This is a genomic window from Paenibacillus tuaregi, assembly GCF_900086655.1.
Taxonomy (GTDB): Bacteria; Bacillota; Bacilli; order Paenibacillales; family Paenibacillaceae; genus Fontibacillus; species Fontibacillus tuaregi.
The window spans coordinates 3,936,919-3,962,614 of record NZ_LT575476.1; the positions used below are offsets into that span (position 1 = coordinate 3,936,919).

A 25,696-nucleotide genomic window follows, 5' to 3' on the forward strand; every position below is an offset into this window, starting at 1 on the left:
TAATGTGCCGCTTCATGTAACGTTTAATTACACAACACTAGAAACACCAACTACTTTTTGTAAGTGTGACGTTTGACTGTACACTTTAGGATCGTGTATGATATTTTTAGATGTTGGACTATAGGAAAGGCCCATATATAAGAGAGAAAATTTAGGCATAAGTTAGGATAGGATCATCTGTGGAAATAAGGAGTGATTATATTGGAGATACGAAGCTTTACCGCATAGGAGAATTAGCCAAGTCCGCAGGCGTTAGTGAACGGACCATCGATTATTACACAAAGATCGGGCTCATCAGTCCAGAGACCCGTACACAGAAGAATTACCGTCTGTATAATCATGAAACTTTACTACGGCTTGAACGTATTAACCAGATGAAACAAGAGAAGTATACGTTGGAAGAAATACGGGCCAAGCTTGAGATGTGGAACAAAATCACCAACGAAGAACAGGTCACCGAGAAACTTACCGCATTGGAGATCCATATGCAGCAGCTTGAGCGGGAAGTCAAAGAATTGGAACCGATTATCTCCCAGCTCCAGCCTAACCAAATCAATCGTGCATTTACGCATCTCATGCCTCAGAGCCTTGCCTGTATCGAAGCCATCCGTATCCTGCTTAATCATGGGCCATTTACTTAATCTTGACGGTTGGAGGAATGAACGATGTATTTTGACGGTATGTATATACTTATAATTATTGCTTTTATTTTCTCTTTGTGGGCTCAATTCAGAGTCTCGGGCACCTTTAAGAAATGGTCGGACGTGCCAAATCTCCGTGGAATGACCGGACAGGAAGCCGCCAGACACATGCTGGATTCCAACGGACTTTACGATGTTCCCGTGGAACCGGTCAGAGGTTCGCTCACAGACCATTACGACCCGATTGCTCGTGTTGTAAGGTTGTCTGAGCCTGTATATTATGAGAGATCCATTTCTGCTGTATCGGTTGCCTGCCACGAAGTAGGCCACGCTATCCAGCACAAGGTTCACTACCCAATGCTTGTTCTTCGTCACAAAATGTTCCCTGTGGTTAATTTTGCATCCGGGTTTGCTCCGATCCTGCTGCTTGCCGGTCTGATCTTCGGATTCATGAACTTGGTTGGGCTAGGAATTATATTCTTCTCGGCAGCTGTAGCTTTCCAGCTCGTCACCCTTCCAGTGGAATTCAATGCGAGCAACCGGGCCCGCGAAATTATGGTCTCTGAGGGTTACATTACAAATGAAGAAGAGCGCGGCGTAGCCAAGGTGCTTAACGCAGCCGCATTGACTTACGTGGCTGCCGCTCTCATCGCCTTGCTGGAGTTGATCCGCTATATCATGATTTTCGCTAGCAACCGCGACTAACCAGCATCTTTAATTCAGGGACCGTCCCATAAGACGGTCCCTGCTTTTGTTTAAGAGTTCTATTTGTGTTCAAAAGTCTCCAAGAACGAACAAATCAAAACAAAAGAAGCCGTCCTCTCTGCAGTAAAATTACTCGCTTGGGGACGGCCTCTTTTATTGTTGCGCGCTATTGCTTATATTTAGATGCAGTCTCGAAGTATTCCAGCAGGAACCGCCGGAACGACTGAGCTACAAGCGGCAGCTTATCATCAGAACGGTGGATCAGCCCTATGGTTCTGGTTACTTTTGGCACCGCAATTCGCACTTTGGCAGGCTGGAGCAGATTGGTCTGGAACAAGGCCATTTCCGGAAGCAGGCTGACACCCATACCCGCTGCAACTAACCCCCGTATTGTATCTGTCTCTTCACCTTCAAAAGCGATTTTTGGCGTAAACCCAGCCTCAAGACAGGCCTGCCACACAATTGGCCGCAGGGAATACCCTTTGCTGAACAGGATGAACTTATCATCCTTAAGCTGACTCAGATGAATGCTCTCCTCATGGGCCAAGGGATGATTCTGCGGCAGGATAGCCACCAGCTCTTCCGTAAGCACCAAATTCCCTTGCACTTGATCGTGGCTCTCCGGGAACGGAGAAATAAAAGCCAGATCAACTTCGGCCATAGTCACGTCCTGGATCAATGACGGGAACATGCCCTGCTTGAACCTGAATTTCACGTTAGGGTACAGCTTGCGGAAATCCGCCACAATGCTTGGGATCAGATGAATGCCAAGACTATGTGGAAATCCAAGCCGGATCTCCCCCTGCTCCGGATCGAGAAATTCATGAACCTCTTTTACCGCGAGCTCCAAATCCTTAAGAATTGTCTCCACCCGCCCGCAAAACAATTGCCCCACTGCCGTCAGGTGAACATTCCTGCCTTTCTGGATAAACAAATCAACACCCAGCTCTTGTTCAAGCTGATGAATCTGTCTGCTCACCGCAGACTGGGCCACATGCAGTTCTTCCGCCGCCTTTGTCACGTGCTCCTTCTGGGCCACCTTTACAAAGTAAAGCAGTTGTCTTAACTCCACTTCCTTAACCTCTCCATTCTGCTTCCAACGCGTTCCACTATAGTGCCGCTTTTAATATTCCAATCCTTAATAATTTCAGACTAACTTTACCATGTCCTACTCTATCCTTCAACGCCGATTTGTCACACGGATCAGCAGGCCGTAAATAAAGAACCCGGTCACGAGCCCGCTAAGATGAGCCATCCAGTTGATATTATCAACCATAAACGAGAAAATCACCCCGATGGCTAGGATGACATAGATCATTTTGCGTGAAGCTTCATCCATCAGACGGCGCTGAAGCACAGCCACGTATAGAAACGCCCCATATATCCCGTATATCGCGCCAGATGCCCCAACCGTCATGGTGAGTTCCATCTGGTAGTTATAATAAGCAATGCTCAGCATATTCGCCAACAGGCCGCTTCCCAGATACAGCACCACGTATCTCCACGACCCCAGCAGTCTCTCCATGGGAGGCGCAAAGACCAGAAGCGCGAAGCTGTTGAACAGCAGGTGGTCAAAGCCGTCGTGCAGGAAGATCGAGCTTATGTATCTCCACTTCTCCTCATCATATGGCGGATAGTTGGTAAGCGCACCAAGCGAGATTAAGTCATTCCCGTTCAGTAGGAGAAGGATGAAGAGGATTACATTAATTAATAGAATCAAGGAAGTTACCGGATAATACCGCAAGTAGTTCTTCCAATTCTCATAACGGATGAAAATCATGATTACTCCCCTTTACCGATTTTGGATCTTTAGGATTGGACAAGCGCTTTTTAAAAAGATTATAATGTATTCTGGTATGTAAAACCATTTTAAGGAGGAGATTCATTTGGCACAAGAACGTCAAACAGCCACATTCAAAGGCAATCCAATCACTTTGGTAGGTCCTGAACTAAAGGTTGGAGACACAGCTCCAGACTTTACTTTGAACAAGAACCTGCTCGAAACCGCAACTCTGCAGGATTATGCCGGCAAGATCAAATTGATCAGCGTAGTCCCTTCACTGGATACAGGCGTATGCGACGCTCAGACCCGCCGCTTCAACCAAGAAGCTGACGGACTGGGAGACAAAGTCGTCATTCTCACCGTAAGTGCGGATCTCCCATTTGCCCAAGCTCGCTGGTGCGGTGCTGCCGGAATCGACCGTGTAATTACTTTGTCCGACTATAAGAACAACTCTTTCGGCGAAGCTTACGGCGTGTTGATCAAGGAATTTGCCATTGATTTCCGTGCGATCTTCGTAGTGGATGCAGATAACAAAATCCGTTATGTCGAGTATCTCAACGAGATGACCGAGCATCCGGATTATGACAAAGCCATTGCGGCTGTTAAAGAACTCATCTAAGCAAAACGGGCACAAGGAAAAAGTTCCTTGGCCCGTTTTTTTATGCCGTACCCCTAACCGCTGGTAGTCTTATATTGACTCAGCTTTTTGTCAAGGACGCCAAACAGCTGAATAATATTCCGGTAGTTGGAGCCGAGATCACCCATGGAACCACGCGAAGCAGAGTAGATATCTACCGCGGAACGGGTAGGTCCCGTCTGTATAATGGACACCGTAATGTCCATCATGCGCCCGAACGTGCTTCTTTTCTCAAGCAGGATTTCACCTACCGTAGGAACCTCATGCAGCACCTTATACCCCGGGATTTTCTTAAGTGTGGAGGATACTTCCTCCCAAGCTCTTTCTTTGGATAATTGATAATAACGTGTTTTAAGTTCTGGCAGCTTCGCCCGGTCGCTGGTCCCTTCATAACTTCGCAGCAGCCCGGTAAGCGTTCTCTTGAGTGACAAAATTTTACCTCCTTCAGTCCGTACGGATCAAAACTGAGATTTGTATACGCTATCTCTAGTGTAACATTGTTAGGAAGCAAACAAAAGTCAATTGATCACAAGATCCCCGCCAAACAAAAAAGCACCCCTGCTTTCCATAAAATGAAAGCCTGAGTGCCTGATTCATATCATTAGGAATCCCGCTTATGCCGTCCGATCACATTGTCTTAGAACCTGCATTGGCAGGTGGGTGACCTCAGCACCGTTTTTGAAGTCCCCTAATCATATAGATAGGGCTTATCAGCCGCGCTGCAATGTTGATCTCCCAAGACATCTTCATTGGTTCAAAACAAAGTATAACCGAAACGCACATCGCAGGATGTATTGATAATTATAGACGCTTACATCGGAAAAGTAAACTAAGCCAGCAGGGAAAATTTATGGTAAAATTTCCTAATCCTCAGTCCTGCTTAGATTTGGTTACCTAGTTAATCTTTCTTGGATTCCTCATTAATCATGTTATCCAAGTCCCCGGCAGCCTTGGCCTCATCAGCCAAGCGCTGCTTCTCGGCCATCTGCTGCATCTTCGTAAAAGTCGCATAGAAGTTGAAGAACGCGATATATGCGCTAAGACTTCCCAAGCCAAACAGAATCAGGAACGGGAACTTAGCAGTGGCTGCAATGAGCGCCCCTACACAAATCACCGTGGAAAGAATCCGCAGTGGACGTACAAGCGTTAAGAGCATTGAATTCTTGAGAATTTGTATGACTCCCATATGATAGTGAGTAACCATGGAAAAGAAATTGAACATCGAAATAATAAGTATCAGCAGGAAGACCAGCATGACCATGCCAATCAACTGGGCGCCGAGCTGATTCATGTACACCTTATAATCCACAACAACAATGACGAACAACAGCGTATAAAAAATGCCGCCAACAAGGCTCTGCTTATAGTTCTCTTTGTAGCCTTTGAAGAAAGTGCGGAATACCGACACATCCGCCTCCCCCATCACCCATTTGCGGGTTACCGCGAACAAGGCCGAGGTGGCCGGGAACAATGTAACCGGTGCCAAAATAATCATAAGATAAATCGTCAGCGTCTCGGGCTGATTCGGCATATTAACCCAAAGCAGATATTTAGTAAGCAGTACAAAAAAGAACGGGATCGAGCACATCAGCCACAATAGATTGCTAACCGCGATTCTTGTAATCCATTCTGTAACTTTATACAGCCCGCCCATTATTCCTCTTGTTTCCAACTGTTTCTCCCCCTCTGATTGCGTGTCTGTCTAATATTACTATACCCCATTGGGAACCTGCATTCCAGCGCCTATTTTGACCGCTATGGGTAGTCGTCTAATCACGAGTATCCTTTATACCATATGATACTTTGTAAACATCAACATTTACACATTAAAGGAGGGTACCCGACCATGTCTAATGTAGGTGGATACGGCAACATGTTTACTTCTACTGGCACAATTCTGGTTCTGTTTATTCTGCTCGTCATCGTTAGCCGCACATTTATCTAATGTAAAAAAGAGAGGACGAAGCGCCTGCCGCTTCGTCCTCTTCGTTTGCATGGCTATGCCTTATTCGTTGTCGCTGCGGGTGGATGGACGACGCTCGCCGCCGCTTGTGCGCGGTTTGCGGTCATAAGAGGAACGGGAAGATCCGTCACGTCCGCCTTCTCTGCTGCCGCTGTTATATCCGCCCTTGCCGCTTCCGTAGCTGCTTCCATAGCTCCGGCCGCCGCCTTCACGGTTATCCCGGCGGTAGGAGCCGCCTTCTCTGCCACCACGGTTGCCATATCCGCCGGACGGCTTGCGTCCGTTGGAGCGGATATCCGGCTTCCGCCGTTTCACGCGGATTGGCTCTTCCGGTGTCAGCTCGATGTTGCCGGTCTCCTTCTTGTCGCCAGTAACCAGCTTGATCGCCGCAGAAAGCAGATTCACAGAATCATACTGTTCCAACAGCTGAATAGCAATGCCTTTGTACTCGTTCAATTCGCCGTTCTCCACAAGCTCAATCAAACGCTCAGCTGTGATGCGCTGTTTGCCTTCAATTGCTTCTGCAATACTTGGAAGTGGCTTTTTGGTAATGCGATGGCGAGTTACACGCTCAATAAAATGCAGATGATCGAGCTCACGCGGCGTTACGAAGGAATAAGCTGCACCTTCTTTACCCGCACGTCCAGTACGGCCAATCCGGTGAACATAACTTTCCGGATCCTGCGGAAGGTCAAAGTTCACCACATGGGTTACCCCGGACACATCGAGGCCGCGTGCGGCCACGTCGGTAGCAACCAGAACATCAATGCTGCCGTCACGGAACTTACGCATAACCGTGTCGCGCTGGTTCTGAGACAGGTCCCCGTGCAATCCGTCTGCAGAATATCCGCGCTTGGACAGCGCTTCAGCAAGCTCGTCAACCCGGCGCTTCGTACGTCCGAATACGATGGCAAGCTCTGGAGACTCCATATCAAGCAAACGGGTCAAGGCATCGAACTTCTGACGTTCGTGCACTTCGATGTAAGCCTGATCGATCAGCGGAGCGCTGACTTGCTTAGGGATAACAGATACATGCTCAGGATTCTTCAGGAATTGTTGGGCCAGCTTTTGGATATTCGCAGGCATTGTTGCAGAGAATAGCAATGTTTGGCGCTGTTCGGGGACAAGCTTCAGGATAGATTGGATATCCTCCATGAAGCCCATATCAAGCATTTCATCAGCTTCATCAAGAATGACGGTTTGTACGTCGTCAAGCTTAATTGTTTTGCGGTTGATGTGGTCAAGGAGACGACCAGGGGTTCCGATAATAATTTGCGGTTTCTTCTTCAAAGCGCGGATCTGACGAACGATATCCTGACCACCGTAAATCGGCAGGGAACGGATACCCTTAAAGCGGGACAGCTTGCTGATCTCTTCAGCAACCTGGATCGCAAGTTCGCGGGTCGGCGCCATAATTAGTGCCACAATCCGGTCTTCTTCTCTGGAGATCTTGTTGATCAGCGGAAGACCGAAAGCTGCGGTCTTACCTGTACCAGTCTGTGCCTGTCCGATCAAGTCTCTTCCTTCCATAGCGAACGGAATCGATTTAGCCTGAATTGGGGTAGCTTCCTCGAAACCAAGCTCTGTAATGGCTTGTAAAACCTTAGGCTCTAGGCCAAATTCTGCAAATGTACTCAAATTCATTCATGCTCCTTCTATATGGTGGACAAATCCACAATCTTGACGTTATTCTTAAGTAGCGGTAAACGTTTATAGGCTGTCCCATCCTGCAAAAAAATTTCATTTCAGCAGGCAGGGGAAAGCTGGAAATAAACCCTTAAATCATTTAAACTTTACCGTTTCTTTTGAACCATGCAACCGTGACACATATATTCATTAAAATGGAAATCCATCCCTACTCAAGAATATCTCAAACATTATAGCATAAAACATTCTTGAAACACCAGTTACATACCTAGACCAATTTGTGTGAGGTGAAACCATTTGTACAAATTAATCAGTCACAGCCTGGCGGTCATCTTCGGGGCCGCCCTCATTGCCGCGGGTTTCAATCTCTTCTTGGTTCCGCACAAGCTTCTAAGCGGCGGAGTATCCGGACTAGCCATGTTGACCGGTTACTTCACCAGCTTCGACATCGGAAACTTATATCTCATCTACAACATCCCGCTGCTCCTGGCCGGCTTGTTCGTCCTCGGCAGAAAATATATCGGACTGAGCATACTATCCGTCGTCGCCACCACAGCGTTCATTTCCATTATTCCGGTTCCGGCCAAAATGCTTGCCCAGGACGCCCTGCTTGCTTCCGTTTTCGGCGGTGTGCTCGTAGGAATTGGCGCGGGAATCTGCTTCCGGGCCGGAGGGTCATCCGGTGGCTTTGACATTCTGGCCTCCATTGTCACTAAATACCGGGACTTCCCTGTAGGAAGCGTCGTCGTTGTCTTGAATGCCCTCGTCGTTCTGGCTATGGGATATTTAAATGGTGACTGGAACCTCGCTCTTGCCTCCATGGTTTCTATTTATCTAAGCGGGAAAGTGGTTGATTACATTCATATCAGCCATGTCAAGGTGACTCTATTCATCATTACGGATCAGAAAGAAGCCTTGCTTGAGAAGCTTCTTGGCCGTCCCCGCGGGGTAACTCTTATAAAGACCCAAGGCGCATTCTCCCACAAAGAGAAAGATATGCTGATGACGGTAACAACCCGTTATGAACTCCAGGAGCTTAGGGAGATTATCAAAGCTACCGATCCAGCCGCCTTTGTTAACATTGTAGAGACGGTTGGCGTAATGGGAGCTTTCAGGCGTAGTTAATTGCCCCGATAGCACCTTTCTTGGTTATATGTTATGATATTGACGCACGGATCTTTGCCAGTTTCATGGATTGCGAAGTTAAGATTTACCCCCTTTATCTTCACAGGTTAACGGCTTTTCCGGTACGATGAATGATTCTGTAATGAATGATTCCGGAGGAAAGGATGATTATTGTGGATATGGAAACGGTAAAACTTTCTCAGATCGTCATGAAATGGTTCCCCGACATGATGCCATTCTTCAATCCCAAGGAGTTAGATTCCAAGATTCTACTCCGTGACGGCTTCACCGTTCTGGAACCCGAGGATGCTTTAGAGATAATTCAGTACAGCATTTGTGAGCACCAAAGCACCGGGCAGCTTCATTAATTGAAAACCATCAATGCACCAATAAGCCGCTTCTTATTTCTTAGAGGCGGCTTGTACTTTTTTTCGGGGACAGTATTAAATTTTGGGATTTTCTAATTTCCGGGCGTTTAACCACATATTTTTAAGTTTAAAAGGACACATCGCTTTAATTTGAATCTATTAAATATGGCAAACCTGATCTTTAAGGCTATGTTTCATTCAGATATAATTATCGAGAATGCTTTACAAGGGAGAGAACTGGACATGAACATCATATGGTCGCTACTGCTGCTTGCTGCCGGTGCCGCTTCAGGCGGAAATCCGGCGGATCATCCCGGACATGATAATCTATCAGGCATTCTGAAATCATCCTATCAATCTTTGGTTACTTATTCACAGAACCCGTCTTCACAGAACCTGTCCAAAGGAGGCACATCAACTACAACCGGATCGGTGAAGTCAGATCCGCAGACAGATGCCCCCAAAGTAAAAGGGATATACGTCACCGCCTACAGTGCAGGAGGCTCCCGGATGGAGCAGCTGCTTAAACTGACTGACAGTACGGATCTTAACGCAATGGTTATCGATCTGAAAGACGACTCGGGATACATAACTTATCCGACTACGAATAAAGAACTGCTTAAATACGGCAAACCTCAATCTTTTATCCATGATATTCATACACTTATGGACCGTCTAAACCAGCACAAGGTATACCCGATTGCCCGTGTCGTAGTGTTTAAGGATACGGTTCTGGCTAAGAAGCATCCTGAATTATCCTTCCGCAAAAGTGACGGCACAGTCTGGAGCAACGGCAAAGGCGACAGCTTTGTGAATCCATACAGCAAGGAAGTGTGGGAGTATAATGTGGCCATTGCCAAGGAGGCAGCGGCACTCGGATTTAAAGAAATTCAGTTCGATTATGTCCGGTTCCCTGAAGGGTTCGAGAAACGGGCAAATTCTCTGAAATATATTAAAGATGGAAAAAGTCGGGTAGATGCGGTATCCTCTTTTGTGGAGCATGCCCGACAAGAGCTTGACCCGCTCGGCGTTCGTGTATCCGTGGACATTTTTGGCTACGCGGCATCGGTTCCTGCTGCAGAGGGAATCGGCCAGGACTTTGTGAAGATCTCCAAAAATGTCAATGTCATCTCTCCGATGATCTATCCAAGCCACTATACGGCCGGCTGGTTTGGCGCCAAAGACCCGGATAAGGCACCTTATCAGACCATCAAGGGCTCCATTGTGGATACTCATAAAAAGCTGGACCCCCTAGGTGAGAAGAAACCGCTCATCCGTCCTTGGATTCAGGATTTTACGGCGAGCTGGCTGGGAAGCGGGCATTATGCCAAATACGGCAAGCACGAAGTGGAAGAGCAGATTCGTGCGCTCAAGGACATGAATGTCGATGAGTATTTGCTTTGGAATGCTAATAACCGATACACCGCAGGTGTAACTTATAAATAAGCGAATGTGATGCGAAAGAGCCCGTTTGCGCGGGCTCTTTCTATTGCGTGCTTGTAAATACGTCTTTGAAATGGAGAAAACGATGAAACATGCCATAAGCTTGAAACAAAAGTATATTCAGTTTTTCCACATTCTAATTCCGATTTTGGTCACCCAAATTACGCTCTCTCTCATGACTTTCTTCGATACGACCATGTCCGGCCATGCCAGCCCCGCCGATCTGGCCGGTGCCGCGATTGGCTCCAGCCTGTGGGTGCCGGTTCAGACGGGTCTTAGCGGAATTCTCATGGGGATTACGCCAATTGTGTCCCATTTAATCGGCAGGGGCGAGAAGGATAAGGCGGATTTCAATGTAATGCAGGCTCTCATGCTCGCCTTGGTTGTCTCTATTGTTGTTATTATCGCTGGCGGCTTTGCCTTGGACCCCATTCTGAATGCCATGGGCTTGGAACCCAAGGTTCAGCATGTCGCCCATTATTTCCTTGTCGCAATCGGAACGGGAATTCTGCCTTTGTTCGGATACACGGTGCTGCGCTCCTTCATCGATTCTATTGGTCAGACAAGAATTTCGATGATTATCACCCTGCTCTCCCTCCCGATCAACGTGGTCGTGAATTATCTGCTGATCTTTGGCAAGCTGGGTTTCCCTCAGCTTGGGGGAGTTGGTTCCGGTGTTGGCTCCTCATTCACTTACTGGTGCATCTTCCTGCTTGCTCTGATCATCGTACGCAAAGGCGGGGTATTCTCCGAATACCAAATGCTCCGCAAACTGTACCGGATCTCCCTGGCTAAATGGAAGGAGCTGCTTAAGATTGGGGTGCCGATCGGATTTGCTATTTTCTTCGAAACGGCCGTCTTTGCCGCTGTGACCTTGTTCATGAGCCAGTATGATACGAAGACGATTGCTGCTCATCAGTCAGCACTTAATTTCGCCTCAACACTTTATATGATTCCGCTGAGCATCTGCTTGTCTCTAACGATCCTGGTCGGCTTTGAGACGGGGGCATCCCGGCTGAAGGACGCCAAGCAGTACGCAAGACTCGGAATCGGCACCGCAGCCGGCATGTCCGTGCTGACTGCGGTTATTCTCTTGGTCTTCCAAGATGGTGTGGCTTTGCTGTATTCGAATGAGCCACGGGTGATTGAGCTGACTAAGCATTTCTTGCTCTACGCGATATTCTTCCAGTTGTCTGATGCAATTGCCGCCCCGATTCAAGGCGCTCTGCGGGGATACAAGGATGTGAATTCCCCATTCCTGCTGGCCTTTGTAGCCTATTGGGTCATCGGGCTGCCGCTTGGTTATGTTATTGCCAACTTTACCGATCTGGGGCCCTACGGTTATTGGGTAGGACTAATCAGCGGTCTGGCGGTGGCTGCTGTGTCGCTGTATCTGCGTCTGAACTACATTCAGAAGAAATATGCACGGCGGACCGGGCAGTCGGCGGTGTAGGGTTCGTTGCAAAAATTCGGGGCCGTCCCAAAAGACGGCCCTGAATTTTGTTTAGGAGTTCGGTTTATATTCGAAAGGCTCCGAGAACAAGCGCCTGCTCCCATCGCTTTTGGTTCTAGATTTCTTGAACTTTTAACAGTGGATGAAATTCAAAACCAAAGGCGGCTGCTAACGCTTGTACGCGGGTCATTCGTCTCTCAGCAGCAGTCTTTGGCGAAATCTCCACCAAAAAACTGATCTTGTTCGGTAGGCTTGGTCTAATCAAGGTAATTACCCTAAATCTTTATTTGTCTATTAAGATGCTATCTCCCTTATCAAAGCGCGAGGCAGCTCTGACAATATCTTTCTTCCTGTAGATACCAAGCAGCATACCGACGGCAGTAAATTCGGTGAATAAATGTGAGCCGCCATAACTTAGGATCGGGAAGGAAAGCCCAAGGATAGGAACAATCCCCATTGCCATAGTGAGGCAGTATAACATCCGGGCACCGAGAATCACACATAATATTAGAAACAGAGATTTCCCGTAAGGATCATCCAGTCTTCTGAATGCAACAAACATATAACGAAGAAACAGGATCACAATAAATAATAAGGCAATACCCGCTGCCCATCCAAAACAGTAGATGAGATAGGTAACAATCGCTTCAGAGTGCAGATAGGGTACTTTATTGAGCGGTGCTCCGAATCCGTTTCCCCACCAACCAGATGACCGGATTGCCTCCCTCATTTGAACATATGCATAACCAAATCCCTTAGGATCAGCATATGGATCAAGTGGACCCTTAACAATTCTCGATATTGAACTATAAGGAGTTGATATTGCTGCATAATAGTACACTGTGGCAGCTCCAATCAAAAATGCTGAAACGGGAATTTTCCAGTCCCGATACATCCATATGTACAAGATACCACAGGCAAGCAAATAGAAGACCAGCTCCGACGCTGCAGGTAACATTACATATATAAATACTGGGGCTAGGAATGCCACCGTTAATATAAGTCTGCCCTTCCAAGGCTTCAACTGGCGAGTGGAAACCTGACGCATGATGCCTGCCAACGCCAACACAAAGACATACGAGCTAATATTTGCCCAATCAAGAGCAATAGGTCCAATCGAAATATACCGGTGTGTGCCATTAACGATCGGACCCTTAAAGGTAAGGAAATAGCTTAAAATAGTCAAAAAATAAACGTGCCAGGACCATCTATACAGCTTACGATAGTCAAAGAAGCACACAGCCAGCATAATGATTATGCTGATGATTATAAAGACAATCTGCTTTTGTGGTAAGTCTACCTGATAGTACTTTGGGGAAAACCCTGCATAATTCTCATGTACCGACAGCAAAGTCAGCACACTGATGGCCACTAGAATGATGACCGAAATAATCAGCCCATAATGAGCCCGCGGCTTATACACCCGGTTGAACTGCTTGCCGAGTACCGCCGGTTCCCCCATTTGTCCAATCGCCCACTCCCAGGCTTCTACAGGTTCATAACCATCTGTGATTCGCTCTTCCGCCAGCTCTGTCAAATGACTCCCCAGCTCTTCCTTAACAGCTGTATGTACTTCCCTAGCCTTAACATATCCGCACACCTCAGCCAAAAACCTGTCCCGAAGCTCATTTGCAGTCACAGTCATACCTGACCTCCCTCCCCTAAAACCGAATCGACAGCCTGCCTGAAAACCTGCCACTCCGTCCGCTTAACCTCAAGCTGTCCCCGCCCGCCTTCCGTAATCCGGTAGTACTTGCGCTTTCGTCCTCCGCTCTCGGTCCAATACGACTCGACCCATTGCTCAGTCTCCATCGTGTGCAGCAAGGGATAAAGCGTCCCTTCCTTAAGGGCAAATACACCACCCGAGCTCAGCTCAAGCTGTTTGATCAGCTCATAACCATACATCGGCTGTCGGGACAGTAGGGTCAGGATCAAAGTTCCGGTGCTTCCTTTGATCATTTCCTTGCTAATCTTCATACCACAATCCTCCTTGCCGTTTAAACCAGCTCGCTAATTCACTTATACATCATTAATCTATGCATCGTAATTCTATGTATAAGATTATAGCTATATCCGCATTTTGTCCACTGTTTTACATATTTTTATCCAAAATATTCCCAGCCCGCTTTTTGCAACAGGAAGCTAACCATACTACAATAGTTGAAGTACGTGCCTTCTTAGGTTATTTATATAGTACCGCCCACTAATTGATAGGAGTGTGATTCAATCATGCTAAGTGTTGGAGCCTTGGCGCCAGCCTTTCGGGCTGACAGTACTAAAGGAACTATAGATCTAGCTGAAGTTATGGGCAGACAACCCATTGTACTCATTTTCTACCCTATGGATGATACACCCGGCTGTACCAAACAGCTGTGTGCTGTGAGAGATGCCGAGCCATCCTATGCAGGGTATGGAGCTCTTGTTCTCGGTGTAAATCCGGGGACCCTGGAGAGCCATCAGAAATTCGCAGCCAAGCATAACTACGACTTTCCACTGATTGCGGATGTGGACGGACGGATCAGGCATCTGTATGAGGTTGGGAAAACTCTGGGCTTTCTCACCCAGCAGCGAATTGTATATATCATCAGTCTGGATGGCCGAATTGTATATGCAGAGAAAGGGCTTCGGCCTACCGAAGAAATTCTCTCCACACTTGAGGAGATTTCCAGCAAGAAGGACTAAACTGCCCGGATCAAATATAGCGGCTGCATCAACGGGCTGACGGTACACTCATTTTTTTGCTTTTCCCTACCTTAAACGGAATAAAGATCGTCTAAGATAGAGCGGCCAGGTCGCCACTAGAGCACCTCCCCATAAAAGTCCGGATAAACTACCCGTATGGAGATCCGGACCACGATTCGAAGTAAAACAAAAAGGCGTCACAGGCTTAAACACCTATGACGCCTTTTCTAATTTACCAATCGCTTATTGGGACAATCGGGAAGCAAGCTCATAAAGTTCCATGTTGAACTCTTTCTTCGTATTAACAACCTTCTCGATATCCGTAACCACAAGCTCACCCTTCAGCACGCCGCAGCCTTTGTTGGAATCTCCCTCGATCAGCTTGCGTACGGCAAAATCGCCAAGGCGGCTTGCCAAGTTACGGTCGAACGGAGTTGGAGATCCCCCACGCTGGATATGACCCAACACCGTAACACGCGGATCGATGGAAGGATAACGCTCCTTCAGCGCTGTGGCCACATCTTCTCCGCGGCCAACCCCTTCCGCTACAATGACAATACTGTGGCGCTTGCCATGATCAAAGTTCGCCTTCATCCGGTCGGCAACCTCGTTCAGATCGTAAGGCACCTCAGGCACGAGAATCGTCTCGGCGCCAGAAGCCAGACCCGCATGCAGTGCAATATCGCCGCAATGACGTCCCATAACCTCAACCACTGAAGAACGCTCATGCGAAGACATCGTGTCACGCAGCTTGTTCACGGCATCCACAACGACATTCACCGCTGTATCGAAACCAATTGTATAGTCTGTGAAAGAGATGTCATTGTCAATGGTTCCCGGAAGTCCCATCGTTTTGATCCCAAGACGGCTGAGCTTCTCAGCACCTTGGTAAGAACCGTCTCCTCCGATAACGACCAGCCCGTCGATTCCGCGGTCACGCAGAATCTGAGCACCTCTCTGCTGGCCTTCAAGCGTCTTGAACTCCAGGCAGCGGGCCGATTGGAGGATGGTTCCCCCACGCTGGATAATATCTCCCACACTGCGGATGTCCATCGCAAAAATATCATTGTTCAGCAGTCCCTGATAACCACGCTGAATTCCGAACACTTCCAGGCCATAGTATAGTCCACTGCGCACAACGGCACGTACAGCCGCGTTCATCCCCTGTGAATCTCCACCACTTGTTAAAATTGCAATTTTTTTCACTTCTGACATAATGGTTGCCTCCTCAAAATGAATGCTTATATATGCTTACGGATCCAGCGGCTGTTCACGAAAAAAAACAATCTGGTGAGCGGACTCTTCTTCATGAGCCTTCTGGATACGCTGCGAATCTCCTGCTGCTCGCTGACTTTGGGGTCTGATAAATACAAGGCAAGCAACCCTTCAATGATCATACGGTGGAAGGATGACGACGGCAGTACTCTTACATCCTGCCTTGCTGACTGTACAATAAACGAGATACGATCCACCATTTGTTCGGAACTGTCATAATAATTGCAGAAGTTAAGATCTCCGCCAATCCGGTCCTCATCCTGATCAATTAAGTAATCGAGCATGATATGAAGTCCGCATACATAAGGAAAATAAGCATGGCGAATCATTTCCGCACTGGCCGGGTCCAGATTCTTGCTGCTTGCGGCAAGAAACAGCATAAATACGCCCAAGGTCGATCCGGTAGCCGCCGCGAACTCGTTCCAGCTCAAATCCGGCGCAAGATCTGCGTATTCTGAATGCCAATGAAGCAGAGCGTCTTCCCGCAGCTCAGGTTTGATGTGCTTGTACACCTGCAAGTCAGTGTACAGCTTGACAAGAATAAGAATCTGCGGCTTAGCCGCTTCATATCCGGGTAAATCACCTATGCATTTACGGCACGTGGCGACAAGGCGGTGCAGATACCCCCCATCCTCCTTCTCGTCGCGTAATTCGTAATAATCATGCAGACTGGCATCAGGGTCCACCGCATCAAGCATCGATTGATGCAGCCGTCTGAAATCATCCGCATCCATGGATGTGCTTCTGTCACAGAGGTTGTCTAAATAATCACTGATTGTCTGAAAAGCGACAATGAGTGGAATCAGGATGTGCCTCATCTCCAAATTGGCGGCAGCATAGACGGAGCCTCCCTGACAGTGGAACTCCTTCGTCTCAATACTTGCCAGTGCCTGGCGTCTAAGCTCAGGATCCGGAATGGCTTCAGCCCTTCGTTTCCATTCACCTAGCTCGGAGCGCACGTCTGGCAATAAATACTTATATACCCGGCTCATCAGCCTGATCGGATCACGGGGTATCTGATATGGGCGTTCTTCAAGATCAATCAAAGGCTTGCCTCCAGAGGATAGTCGTTACAGAATGGTCCAAAACCATTCTTTATTATAATATGTTCCTCCCCAATCTACAAACAACTATGTCATAGACACTCAGGAATGCCGCTTCCCTTCCGACACCTCAGCCGACACCCTATACCATATATGAAGATCGTTAACGATGCTCGCAAGTTCTGCAATATCACTGTTAATCCGGCAGGATTGTTCGAAATTATTCTCTTCCCCTAGCTCAAGCAGCTTACTCACAATGACCTGTTCCAGCTCCATGACCCGGGTTGGAATGGTACCGCGGATATCCTCCCACACTTCAATAATGCGGGCTCTTTCGGAGAGCGGGAGCTCCTCGAACGGGGTCTCGAATTGCGGAACCTTGATTCCAAGTCTGCTGTCATACACAAAAACGTCCAACCCAATCCCTCCCAAGACACAAAATCGCTTCTCTATATTATATCGGAAAATCAAGGATTTGTGGGCTTTATATGCTATACTGGCATGGTGGTCTAATGGTATAGACCGATGTATATTTCATCTGAAACGGAGTCCTTCTACCATGCAATCAAACCCCCAATCCCGGCGAGACATCAACTGGCTCCGGGCTTTTACTTTTACCATATACGGGCTTAGCGTGCTTGTCTTCTCCTTCTTTCCGCTCTATTACCGCTCTCTGGGCTTCACGACCACCCAGATCGGTTATCTGTATGCGATCGGGCCGATGGTTTCCCTTTTCTCCAACCTGCTGTGGAGTATGATCAGCGACCGGTACCGGACAATTAAGAAAATACTTATGTTCCTGCTTGCCGGCCAGCTTGCGCTTTCCTTGATTCTGTCGGTATCCACATCGTTTATAAGCATCCTGATTGTCATTATGATGTTCTATTTCTTCTATTATCCAATCTTTCCCCTGGCTGATACAATGGCCATTGCCACCGCCAAGGAGCAGGGAAGAAACTTTACGGTAATCCGGATATTTGGTTCACTTGGATTTGCTGTATTTGCAATTCTTATCGGCTACGTCCTTTCAAACCTAGGCACGTCCTGGACGATCCGAATCAGTACATTCCTGACGATTCTAGCCTTGTTCCTGACATTTATGATTAAAGACCAGCGCTCTTCCGTAGATAAAATGGACGCTTCAGGGCTTTGGAGGATTTTGCGGCAAAAGGAGCTGCTGTGGTTCTTCGGCTGTGTCTTCTGCCTGTCCATCGGATACAGGATGAATGATGCGTTCCTGACCATCGCGATGAAGGAAATGGGCGCAGCAGACAATCTGGTCGGCTGGGGAGTGCTAGCCTCCTCCTTATCAGAGATCCCTGTGTTTTTCCTATTAAGCATATACGGCGAACGATTCAAGGAACTTCCTCTACTTCTGTTTGCATGTCTGATGTTTGCCCTGAGGTTCTTCTTGATGAGTCTGACAGACTCCGCGTATATGGTCATTGTGATCCAGACGATGCACAGCGTGACGTTTGGAATTTTCTTTGTGACAGCCGTCCGTTATTTAACAAGAATGATACCTGATAATTACCGGGCAACTGGACTTGCTCTCTTTACGATTATGTGGTCAAGCGCGTCAGGCTTGGTCAGCGGCACACTCGGCGGGGCAATTTACGAAACCTTTGGCCGCAAAGACTTTTACCTAATCGCTATGGCCTTTGTCATCCTGGCCTTCTTCGGCTTTGCTGCCCGTTACTTATACAGCGGGCCATCCCGCCGGAATCTGGAAGAAACACTATAGTTCAGGGCACCCTATCAAACCTGGAATCTTTCCGTTATAATAGTGATTATAAATTGTTAGTACCAAGTCTTAATAAGGTGGGAACTTAATGGTATTTACTGAATTCATGGAGCTCATCCAGACTCGTCGCAGTATTCGCGACTTTACGGAAGAGAGTGTTTCAATTAAGGATATTGAAGAAATTATCGACTGTGCGAGGTTCGCTCCAAGCGACACCAACTCACAGACATGGGAATTCATCGCTGTGGTTAACCGTGAGAAGATCAAACAGATTGAGGACTTCACTTGGGAACAGCTTCACTTAAGAGCTGCCGAAGCTGAAGAGAAAGGGCTCGCACGGGAAGCCAAGCTTCTGGTCAGATCATTCGGCCCCTATGCGACAGCCTTCTCCGGCGCTCCTGTACTGATCGTATGCCTGTCCACGCCTTATGCCTCCAAATTCCGGGAGCGGATCTTCGACCCGCTGGAATTCGGCGGTCCCGAGATTTGGGACGAAGAAGGCTTGAAGAGCAGCAGTCTGGCTTCACAGAATCTAATGCTTGCTGCGCATGCCAAAGGGCTTGCAACCTGCCCGATGACCGGCCCGGTTCTTCTCGCTGAAGAGAAGCTGCGGGAATTCCTGGATATTCCGGAAGACCGCTTGGTCAATATGGTCATCGCCCTGGGGCATCCGGCCATCTCACCTAAGGCTACACCGCGCAAGGAAGTAGCGGAAATCCTCCGCATCGTCGAATAGAAAATCGCTGAATAGAAATTTCAAAAAGGCTCGTCCCTTATAACAAGGTACGAGCCTTTCTAATTTCATCTGTATCTTAGCCGATGCGGTTCATCTCTTCGGCACTGATTTCGAAGTTGGAGTACACGTCCTGAACATCGTCGTTGTCCTCGAACGCATCCATCATTTTCATAAGCTTCTCTGCGTTCTCGCCTTCCACATCCACGGTATTTTGCGGTACCCAGCGGACTTCCGCACTGCTGAATTCGAAGTTCTCCGCTTCCAGTGCGCTCTTCACCTTCTCCAGCTCATGTGGATGGGTTACAAGCTCGAACGTCTCGTCCGTAGTTACCAAATCCTCCGCTCCGGCTTCAACCGCCTGCAGCAGCAGGGTATCTTCATCCAGATCCTCATATTTCTCGCGGTCGATAACGAGCAGCCCTTTCTCATCGAACATATAGGAGACACAGCCGGATTCGCCCATGTTGCCGCCTCTCTTATTAAAGATGGCGCGGACATCCGCCGCGGTCCGGTTGCGGTTGTCTGTCAAGCATTTGACCATAATAGCTACGCCGCCCGGGCCATAACCTTCATAATAAATTTCTTCGTAATCCACATTGTCCGTATTACCAGACGCTTTCTTGATCGCACGCTCAATGTTATCGGCAGGCATCTTGATCGCCCTGGCATTGGCAATCGCTGTCTTCAGTCCGAAATTCGCTTCCGGATTAGGTCCACCCTTACGAGCCTGCATATAAATCTCACGGCTGAGCTTCACCCACTGGTTATTTTTGGCCTGATCGGCTTTACCTTTGCGTTCCTTAAACAGTTTGAATTTCATACCTTAACGCTCCCCACAAGTAATAATTCGATTGCCGCTTTGTGAATTCCGTGGCACAAATCTTCTCCCAGTTTATCACTAGGCCGGGTTTTCCGTCAAAGACAAGCAAAAAAACACAGCCCGCAAAGGAGCTGTGTCTCTCGTATAAAGTTCAAGATCAATTATAGTTTGTTTACGTTGGCAGCTTGTGCACCACGGTTACCTTCAGTGATATCGAATTCAACCTCTTGGCCTTCTTCCAAAGTCTTGAAGCCTTCGCCTTGAATTGCAGAAAAATGTACGAATACATCTTCGCCGCCTTCAACTGAAATGAAACCATAACCCTTCTCTGCGTTAAACCATTTAACTGTACCTTTCAAATGAACAACCTCCTAAAAATAACGCCATTTACTGGCGAATATCTAAATTATAACCTATGGTCCGGCTCATTGCAACGCATCTTTGGCCCTGCATCTCCGGAAGCAGAAATTGGCGGAATTATCCTGTATTCCATTTGCTTTCCTAATAGTCGTGCGTTATGATTTTATAAAGCTTTTGCACATGCGTTCCTACTACTGAAAAGCCATATATGATCTGCAGACTGGAGATAAGTACACGATGATCAAAAAACATCAAATTTACAAAACAGACAAATGGAACATGATGACCGTCGAAGTTCAGGGGAAATATTTGGTTCTGCGTGAGATCTCGGATCAGTGGGGTGAAGAAACACACACCTTTCTAAGCCGTCCAGCCTTGATGCAGTGGGCTCAGAACCGCTTCCCGAAGGAAGACTTTGAAGGAAGAGAAGAGGAATGGCGCACTTTGATGGATTCCTTCAAGCAAATTTAGAGCTACCTTAAAAGGAGTTTAGAATCACTACTTATGGACTATTCGAGAATTGCCCTGTTTATTGTACTGGCCATCGCCTTGGGTCTGATTCTGATTATGAATAGGGATACCATCCCGCCCAAGCTGAAACGGCCCATGGCCATCTCCGCCCTGGTGATGATCATTGTAGCATTTGTACTTGTGATTTACAGTTTCTTAGCCTAGTTTGTTGGGGCCTGCATATCTATAATATTGCACTCCGCCTTGGGTCATACTATATGGATGGTTCATTCCATATATGGAAACCGACTACAGGTCAGGAGGCGTTCCGCCCGTGAAATATGCCAAGTTGCTCTGTACAATCACGCTATGCAGTCTGCTGACCGCAGCTGCCCCGGGTACGGATATGCGGGCCATTCCACAGAATAGGCCCTTATCTATTCATTTACCGAGGAGGATTCCCATGAGTACACTACCAAAACGTTCCGAAGCTGCTGAAGAAAACACATGGAAGCTAACCGATCTGTTCCCTGACCAGAAGGCATGGGATCAGTCCTATGAGCAAATCAAAGCGCAGAAGTCTAAAACCTCGGAGTTTGAGGGAAAGCTGACCACTGCGGAGAATATCAAGGCGGCATTCGCTCTTGAGGACGAAATCTCCCTTGAGCTTGAGCGCCTGTTCGTATATGCCAATCTTCATCATGATGAGGATACTACCAACCCTACATATCAAGCTCTGGTTCAGAAAGCCAAGAAGCTTAGTGTTGAAGTGAGCGAAGCGCTCTCTTATATCACTCCTGAAATTCTATCCCTGCCGGAGCAGGAGCTGGACAACCTGATCGGAAATCCGGTTTTGGCTGATTACAAATTCACACTCCAGGAGATCAAGCGGGAGAAAGCCCACGTGCTGACGAAAGCCGAGGAGGCTCTGCTTGCCCAGGTGGGCAACCTGTCCCAGGCACCAAAAAATATTTTTGGCATGATCAACAACGCGGACTTGAAGTTCCCTAAGATTAAAGATGAGAATGGCCAGGAGGTCGAACTGACTCACGGCAACTACATTCAGTTCCTGGAGAATCCTAACCGCGAGGTGCGCCAAAGAGCGTTCAAGGCGGTATATGAAACCTACGGCAAGCAAAAGAATACCTTGGCCGCAACACTCAGCTCCAACGTAAACAAAAATATTTTCTATTCCCATGTCCGCAAGTATCCTTCTGTTCTGGAAATGTCCCTGTACGGTGACAACATTCCGAAGGAAGTCTATACGAACCTGATTGACACCATCCATGAAAGCCTGCCCCTGCTTCACCGCTATATGGCGCTGCGCAAGAAGCTTCTTGGGGTGGATGAGCTGCATATGTACGACCTATTCGCTCCACTGGTTGAGGAATATAAATGGGAAATCCCGTATGAAGAAGCGAAGAAGCTCGTTAAGGAAGGGCTTAAACCGCTTGGCGACAATTATTTGAAGGTGCTTCAGGATGGCTTCGACAACCGCTGGATTGACGTCTATGAGAATGAAGGCAAGCGGACTGGCGCATACAGCTGGGGAGCGTACGGCACGCATCCTTACGTGCTGCTCAACCACAATGCCAATCTGAACAGCATGTTCACGCTCGCTCACGAGATGGGCCATGCGCTGCATTCCTATTTCTCCGATGAGGCGCTGAAATACCGGGATGCCCAGTATACGATCTTCCTCGCCGAGGTGGCATCAACTACAAATGAAGCCCTGCTTATGGATTACCTGCTGAAGAAGGCCACAGATCCGAAGCAGAAGATGTATCTGCTGACTTATTATGCGGACCAGTTCCGGACCACGGTGTTCCGCCAGACCATGTTCGCTGAATTCGAGAAAATCATACATGAACGCGCTGAAGCTGGAGAATCCCTGACACCACAGGAGCTCTCTTCGATCTATTATGATCTGAACAAGAAGTATCATGGTTCAGGCATGGTTGTAGATCAGGATATTGAAATGGAATGGGCCCGCATCCCTCATTTCTATAACAGCTTCTATGTATACAAATATGCTACAGGCTTCTCTGCAGCTACAAGCTTCTCGAAGCAGATTCTGGAGGAAGGCCAGCCGGCGGTCGACCGCTACCTTGGATTCCTGAAGAGCGGCGGCAGCGATTATTCCATCAACATTCTGAAGAAGGCTGGCGTAGACATGTCTTCTCCAGAGCCGATTCGCGAAGCGATGAGCGTGTTCGGAGAGCTGATTGAACAGATGGAGAATTTGACGAAATAATGGAATAAGCCCCGTATATTTACGGGAAAAGCCTATTCATCCCTTGCCCGCTTCGGGCAGGGGATTTTATACTGTCTTAAGAGGAGGTGTACCATGAAAATTCAGTGGTCCCTGATTGCCGCACTTGTATTCGCCCTGATTACTGCCATCTTTGCGGTCATTAATGTCGAGCCTGTGAATGTCAACCTGTTGTTCGGCACAGTAAGCATTCCCCTGATCCTGCTCATTATCGGCTGTACCCTGCTGGGAGGCATCATCGTGGGTGCTTTCGGCCTGTACCGAGGCTACCTGCTTGACAAGGAGAACAAGAAACTAAAAGCTGAGCTAGCTCACATCCAGAAAGCGACCGGGTATGTATTCCCCGAACCCACACCTGTGGAAGAGAGCATTCCAGATCCAGAGAAACCGTCAAATACATAACTGGAGGTTCAACCATGACAATTTCCGTAAACGAGAATTATGTGCTGGATGTACTCAAAAGATTGCTGGATACCCCAAGCCCAAGCGGGTTCACCAAAGAGGCCATCCGGCTTGTGGAAGAAGAAGCAGGGAAGCTTGGCGTTCCCTTCTCCCTGAATGAGAAAGGCGGCGCCCTTCTCACGTTGAAGGGGCGGGATGACAGCCGCCGGATCGCCCTCAGCGCCCATGTGGACACGCTTGGCGCGATGGTCCGCTCCATAACGGCCCATGGCACGCTTGCCATTACCTCCGTTGGCGGCTTCTCTATGAACAGTATTGAGAATGAATACTGTCAAATTCATACCCGCAGCGGCAAAGTGTATACCGGAACGATCCTGACCACCCATCCTTCTGTGCATGTTTACAGTGATGCAAGGGAATTTCCGCGCAAGGAGAGCAATATGGAGGTTCGCATTGACGAACTGGTCGAGAACAAGGAGGATGTTCGCAAGCTTGGCATCCAGACCGGTGACTTCATTTCATTTGATGCCCGCGCAGTCATTACGCCAAGCGGATATATCAAGTCCCGGCACATTGATGACAAAGCCAGTGTCGCAGCTCTTCTCGGCCTGCTGGAATCGGCCAAGCGTGAAGGCTGGACGCCGCGCCATGACCTGGTCTTTCTCATCTCCAACTACGAGGAGGTCGGGCACGGTGCCTCTCACATCCCGGGCGGCATCCATGAGATGATCGCCGTTGACATGGGAGCTATGGGGGATGATCTAAGCTGCAAGGAAACCGAAGTATCCATCTGCGCCAAGGATTCCAGCGGACCGTACGATTACGATATGACCAGCAAGCTGATTGAGCTGGCTGAGGCGGAAAAGATTCCTTATGCCGTAGACATTTATCCTTATTACGGATCAGATGCCTCCGCTGCCCTTCGCGGGGGACATAACATCCGCGCAGCCTTGATTGGGCCTGGTGTCCACGCCTCTCACTCCATGGAACGCACCCATAAGCAGGCGGTACTGAACACTGTCAAGCTGCTTGGGGCGTATGTTACGGCGTAAACCGCCCTATCCTGGAATTGTGTCAGCCGCCCTCCTGACCTTAGGTGTGCTGCTTCTAATCTTATGGGGGAGTCTCTATGAGGTTCCTCATGCATACCGCTATGTGAGGGCGCAAGCGCCCAACGGGGTACAGCTTCATGCCTTGGCGGCTAAACCGGAGGAAATCACGCTGAAGGCCCTTGCAGGGCCTCTATCCGCCTATCCCGAGTACGGAATTAACGGTGGATTCTTTTACGGTGCAGATCTGCTGTCCATCGCCGTGATGAACGACCGTCCGGTCAAGGGTGATCCCGGTAAGTACGGCTCCGGCTGGTTCAATGTGAAGTATCCGCGAGGCACACTGGTCTGGGACGGGGCAGCGGGCACCTTTTCCGTTCAGGTGGTGTCCTCCGCATCCGAGATTCAGGTGTCTGACCGCCGCCGCTATTTTGCCCAGGGCGGTGTCAGTATGAATCTTCAGGAGGATTCACGCTGGCCGGTTGCCGCGAAGCAGGAGAACCTTCCCTTTGGCGACGAGAAGCGGCTCCGCTCAGGACTCGTGTATGATCAGAGCGGAACAGTGTGGCTGATTGTGACTCCAACCCATTGCACCGCTGCTGAATTTAGAGCAGCGATACAAGGCAGCCTGGCCCCAGATCTGGTCAAGGAAGGGATATTCCTGGACGGTGACGGGTCCGCCCAGCTGAACGCGGCAGAAGCCCGGTTGACCGGAGATTCACGCAGCTTGTTTCAGATGATTGTGGTACGATAATTTTCTCAGCGGGAGGACAAGTGATTCTGAAGAAGCGGAGCGTCCGCCTTTGTCTCCGAAATGCCCCTACTTGGATAGCCAGTTCAAGCATATTTCGGAGACTACAGCGGTCGTAAGAACACTCGGCATCGCAGCGTCCAAAAGTGGAACCTTCAATGTTCATTTTATATAGTGAAGTAATTTCCCTAAAACTCTTGCATCGGAACTTCAGATTAAGGTATACTACTCACTAAATTATCCAAATCCGATCATGCCGATGAAGAGAATCCAACTCGGAGGCGTTCTCGCCAAGAGGAATCTTTGTTCCTCTAAGTTAACCGGAACCGCCCGTTACCGCGGACCAA

The 25,696-nt window shown here is 48.4% G+C and carries 29 protein-coding genes and 1 other RNA gene; 17 read left to right on the forward strand and 13 right to left on the reverse strand.

Features of this window, described 5'->3' with window-relative positions:
* Positions 1 to 179 precede the first annotated feature (179 nt).
* Both BN6628_RS17615 and BN6628_RS17620 read left to right on the forward strand, forming a co-directional pair.
* On the forward strand, positions 180 to 641 hold the full coding sequence (locus tag BN6628_RS17615; protein ID WP_068619691.1) for a MerR family transcriptional regulator: 462 nt from the start codon (positions 180 to 182) through the stop codon (positions 639 to 641).
* Positions 642 to 665: 24 nt separating this feature from the next.
* On the forward strand, positions 666 to 1,346 hold the full coding sequence (locus BN6628_RS17620; protein WP_068619692.1) for a zinc metallopeptidase: 681 nt from the start codon (positions 666 to 668) through the stop codon (positions 1,344 to 1,346).
* Positions 1,347 to 1,512: 166 nt separating this feature from the next.
* Here the strand turns inward: BN6628_RS17620 and BN6628_RS17625 are convergent, their stop codons facing one another.
* Positions 1,513 to 2,418: a glutamate biosynthesis transcriptional regulator GltC gene (locus tag BN6628_RS17625; protein WP_068619693.1), complete on the reverse strand. Its 906-nt coding sequence runs from the start codon at positions 2,416 to 2,418 to the stop codon at positions 1,513 to 1,515.
* Between the two features lie 108 nt (positions 2,419 to 2,526).
* Positions 2,527 to 3,126: a rhomboid family intramembrane serine protease gene (locus tag BN6628_RS17630; protein WP_068619694.1), complete on the reverse strand. Its 600-nt coding sequence runs from the start codon at positions 3,124 to 3,126 to the stop codon at positions 2,527 to 2,529.
* A gap of 106 nt (positions 3,127 to 3,232) precedes the next feature.
* Here BN6628_RS17630 and tpx point away from each other — a divergent pair, with 106 nt between their 5' ends.
* Complete coding sequence (gene tpx, locus BN6628_RS17635; protein WP_068619695.1) at positions 3,233 to 3,748, forward strand: thiol peroxidase; 516 nt, start codon at positions 3,233 to 3,235, stop codon at positions 3,746 to 3,748.
* A 53-nt stretch (positions 3,749 to 3,801) separates the two neighbouring features.
* On the opposite strand, the gene BN6628_RS17640 is transcribed toward tpx, so the two are convergent.
* The 3 genes from BN6628_RS17640 to BN6628_RS17650 all read right to left on the reverse strand — a co-directional run bounded on the left by BN6628_RS17640 (position 3,802) and on the right by BN6628_RS17650 (position 5,438).
* Positions 3,802 to 4,197, reverse strand: coding sequence for a DUF1499 domain-containing protein (locus tag BN6628_RS17640; RefSeq protein ID WP_068619696.1), 396 nt, complete (start codon positions 4,195 to 4,197; stop codon positions 3,802 to 3,804).
* A 172-nt stretch (positions 4,198 to 4,369) separates the two neighbouring features.
* Positions 4,370 to 4,560: non-coding RNA, 6S RNA (gene ssrS / locus BN6628_RS17645), on the reverse strand.
* A gap of 104 nt (positions 4,561 to 4,664) precedes the next feature.
* Positions 4,665 to 5,438, reverse strand: coding sequence for a YesL family protein (locus BN6628_RS17650; protein WP_068619697.1), 774 nt, complete (start codon positions 5,436 to 5,438; stop codon positions 4,665 to 4,667).
* Between the two features lie 174 nt (positions 5,439 to 5,612).
* Between BN6628_RS17650 and BN6628_RS26465 the strand changes: the two genes are divergently transcribed.
* Positions 5,613 to 5,711 carry a dihydroorotate dehydrogenase gene (locus tag BN6628_RS26465; protein WP_204249260.1) on the forward strand — a complete coding sequence of 33 codons (99 nt, stop codon included), beginning with the start codon at positions 5,613 to 5,615 and terminating at the stop codon, positions 5,709 to 5,711.
* Between the two features lie 60 nt (positions 5,712 to 5,771).
* Here BN6628_RS26465 and BN6628_RS17655 read toward each other — a convergent pair whose 3' ends face one another.
* Entirely contained in the window at positions 5,772 to 7,367 is a 1,596-nt protein-coding gene (locus BN6628_RS17655; protein ID WP_068622402.1) for a degradosome RNA helicase CshA, read from the reverse strand.
* 306 nt (positions 7,368 to 7,673) lie between these two features.
* Between BN6628_RS17655 and BN6628_RS17660 the strand changes: the two genes are divergently transcribed.
* The 4 genes from BN6628_RS17660 to BN6628_RS17675 all read left to right on the forward strand — a co-directional run bounded on the left by BN6628_RS17660 (position 7,674) and on the right by BN6628_RS17675 (position 11,765).
* Positions 7,674 to 8,501 carry a YitT family protein gene (locus BN6628_RS17660; protein ID WP_068619698.1) on the forward strand — a complete coding sequence of 276 codons (828 nt, stop codon included), beginning with the start codon at positions 7,674 to 7,676 and terminating at the stop codon, positions 8,499 to 8,501.
* A 164-nt stretch (positions 8,502 to 8,665) separates the two neighbouring features.
* Positions 8,666 to 8,869, forward strand: a complete 204-nt coding sequence (locus BN6628_RS17665) for a hypothetical protein (protein WP_068619699.1) — start codon at positions 8,666 to 8,668, stop codon at positions 8,867 to 8,869.
* A 243-nt stretch (positions 8,870 to 9,112) separates the two neighbouring features.
* Positions 9,113 to 10,315: a putative glycoside hydrolase gene (locus BN6628_RS17670; protein ID WP_068619700.1), complete on the forward strand. Its 1,203-nt coding sequence runs from the start codon at positions 9,113 to 9,115 to the stop codon at positions 10,313 to 10,315.
* A gap of 82 nt (positions 10,316 to 10,397) precedes the next feature.
* The gene (locus BN6628_RS17675; protein WP_068619701.1) at positions 10,398 to 11,765 is read left to right on the forward strand and encodes an MATE family efflux transporter; all 1,368 of its coding nucleotides are present in this window, start codon (positions 10,398 to 10,400) and stop codon (positions 11,763 to 11,765) included.
* 283 nt (positions 11,766 to 12,048) lie between these two features.
* Here the strand turns inward: BN6628_RS17675 and BN6628_RS17680 are convergent, their stop codons facing one another.
* A complete protein-coding gene (locus BN6628_RS17680) occupies positions 12,049 to 13,410 on the reverse strand; it encodes an FtsW/RodA/SpoVE family cell cycle protein (protein WP_068619702.1) in 1,362 nt (453 codons plus the stop codon).
* Complete coding sequence (locus tag BN6628_RS17685) at positions 13,407 to 13,742, reverse strand: PadR family transcriptional regulator (protein ID WP_068619703.1); 336 nt, start codon at positions 13,740 to 13,742, stop codon at positions 13,407 to 13,409. The genes BN6628_RS17680 and BN6628_RS17685 overlap by 4 nt, the downstream gene beginning before the upstream one ends.
* A gap of 252 nt (positions 13,743 to 13,994) precedes the next feature.
* Between BN6628_RS17685 and BN6628_RS17690 the strand changes: the two genes are divergently transcribed.
* Positions 13,995 to 14,447, forward strand: coding sequence for a peroxiredoxin (locus BN6628_RS17690; RefSeq protein WP_068619704.1), 453 nt, complete (start codon positions 13,995 to 13,997; stop codon positions 14,445 to 14,447).
* 243 nt (positions 14,448 to 14,690) lie between these two features.
* On the opposite strand, the gene pfkA is transcribed toward BN6628_RS17690, so the two are convergent.
* The 3 genes from pfkA to BN6628_RS17705 form a co-directional block, all read right to left on the reverse strand.
* Positions 14,691 to 15,662, reverse strand: a complete 972-nt coding sequence (pfkA, locus tag BN6628_RS17695) for a 6-phosphofructokinase (protein ID WP_068619705.1) — start codon at positions 15,660 to 15,662, stop codon at positions 14,691 to 14,693.
* A gap of 26 nt (positions 15,663 to 15,688) precedes the next feature.
* The gene (locus tag BN6628_RS17700) at positions 15,689 to 16,714 is read right to left on the reverse strand and encodes a tetraprenyl-beta-curcumene synthase family protein (protein ID WP_082927129.1); all 1,026 of its coding nucleotides are present in this window, start codon (positions 16,712 to 16,714) and stop codon (positions 15,689 to 15,691) included.
* 153 nt (positions 16,715 to 16,867) lie between these two features.
* A complete protein-coding gene (locus tag BN6628_RS17705; protein ID WP_068619706.1) occupies positions 16,868 to 17,182 on the reverse strand; it encodes a hypothetical protein in 315 nt (104 codons plus the stop codon).
* A gap of 142 nt (positions 17,183 to 17,324) precedes the next feature.
* On the opposite strand from BN6628_RS17705, the gene BN6628_RS17710 reads away from it, so the two are divergent.
* Positions 17,325 to 18,509, forward strand: coding sequence for an MFS transporter (locus BN6628_RS17710; RefSeq protein ID WP_068619707.1), 1,185 nt, complete (start codon positions 17,325 to 17,327; stop codon positions 18,507 to 18,509).
* A gap of 88 nt (positions 18,510 to 18,597) precedes the next feature.
* On the forward strand, positions 18,598 to 19,245 hold the full coding sequence (locus BN6628_RS17715) for a nitroreductase family protein (protein ID WP_068619708.1): 648 nt from the start codon (positions 18,598 to 18,600) through the stop codon (positions 19,243 to 19,245).
* Positions 19,246 to 19,321: 76 nt separating this feature from the next.
* Here BN6628_RS17715 and BN6628_RS17720 read toward each other — a convergent pair whose 3' ends face one another.
* Entirely contained in the window at positions 19,322 to 20,065 is a 744-nt protein-coding gene (locus BN6628_RS17720) for a YebC/PmpR family DNA-binding transcriptional regulator (RefSeq protein ID WP_068619709.1), read from the reverse strand.
* Positions 20,066 to 20,226: 161 nt separating this feature from the next.
* Positions 20,227 to 20,424: a cold shock domain-containing protein gene (locus BN6628_RS17725; protein WP_068619710.1), complete on the reverse strand. Its 198-nt coding sequence runs from the start codon at positions 20,422 to 20,424 to the stop codon at positions 20,227 to 20,229.
* Positions 20,425 to 20,662: 238 nt separating this feature from the next.
* Between BN6628_RS17725 and BN6628_RS17730 the strand changes: the two genes are divergently transcribed.
* The 6 genes from BN6628_RS17730 (at position 20,663) to BN6628_RS17750 (ending at position 25,352) form a co-directional block, all read left to right on the forward strand.
* On the forward strand, positions 20,663 to 20,896 hold the full coding sequence (locus tag BN6628_RS17730) for a hypothetical protein (protein ID WP_068619711.1): 234 nt from the start codon (positions 20,663 to 20,665) through the stop codon (positions 20,894 to 20,896).
* A gap of 33 nt (positions 20,897 to 20,929) precedes the next feature.
* The gene (locus BN6628_RS26470; RefSeq protein ID WP_187386146.1) at positions 20,930 to 21,100 is read left to right on the forward strand and encodes a hypothetical protein; all 171 of its coding nucleotides are present in this window, start codon (positions 20,930 to 20,932) and stop codon (positions 21,098 to 21,100) included.
* Between the two features lie 238 nt (positions 21,101 to 21,338).
* Complete coding sequence (pepF, locus tag BN6628_RS17735) at positions 21,339 to 23,129, forward strand: oligoendopeptidase F (RefSeq protein ID WP_068619712.1); 1,791 nt, start codon at positions 21,339 to 21,341, stop codon at positions 23,127 to 23,129.
* A 93-nt stretch (positions 23,130 to 23,222) separates the two neighbouring features.
* Positions 23,223 to 23,549 carry a LapA family protein gene (locus BN6628_RS17740; protein WP_068619713.1) on the forward strand — a complete coding sequence of 109 codons (327 nt, stop codon included), beginning with the start codon at positions 23,223 to 23,225 and terminating at the stop codon, positions 23,547 to 23,549.
* Between the two features lie 14 nt (positions 23,550 to 23,563).
* Entirely contained in the window at positions 23,564 to 24,601 is a 1,038-nt protein-coding gene (locus BN6628_RS17745; protein ID WP_068619714.1) for a M42 family metallopeptidase, read from the forward strand.
* Positions 24,588 to 25,352: a hypothetical protein gene (locus BN6628_RS17750; protein WP_068619715.1), complete on the forward strand. Its 765-nt coding sequence runs from the start codon at positions 24,588 to 24,590 to the stop codon at positions 25,350 to 25,352. Before BN6628_RS17745 ends, BN6628_RS17750 begins: the two co-directional genes overlap by 14 nt.
* Positions 25,353 to 25,696 lie beyond the last annotated feature (344 nt).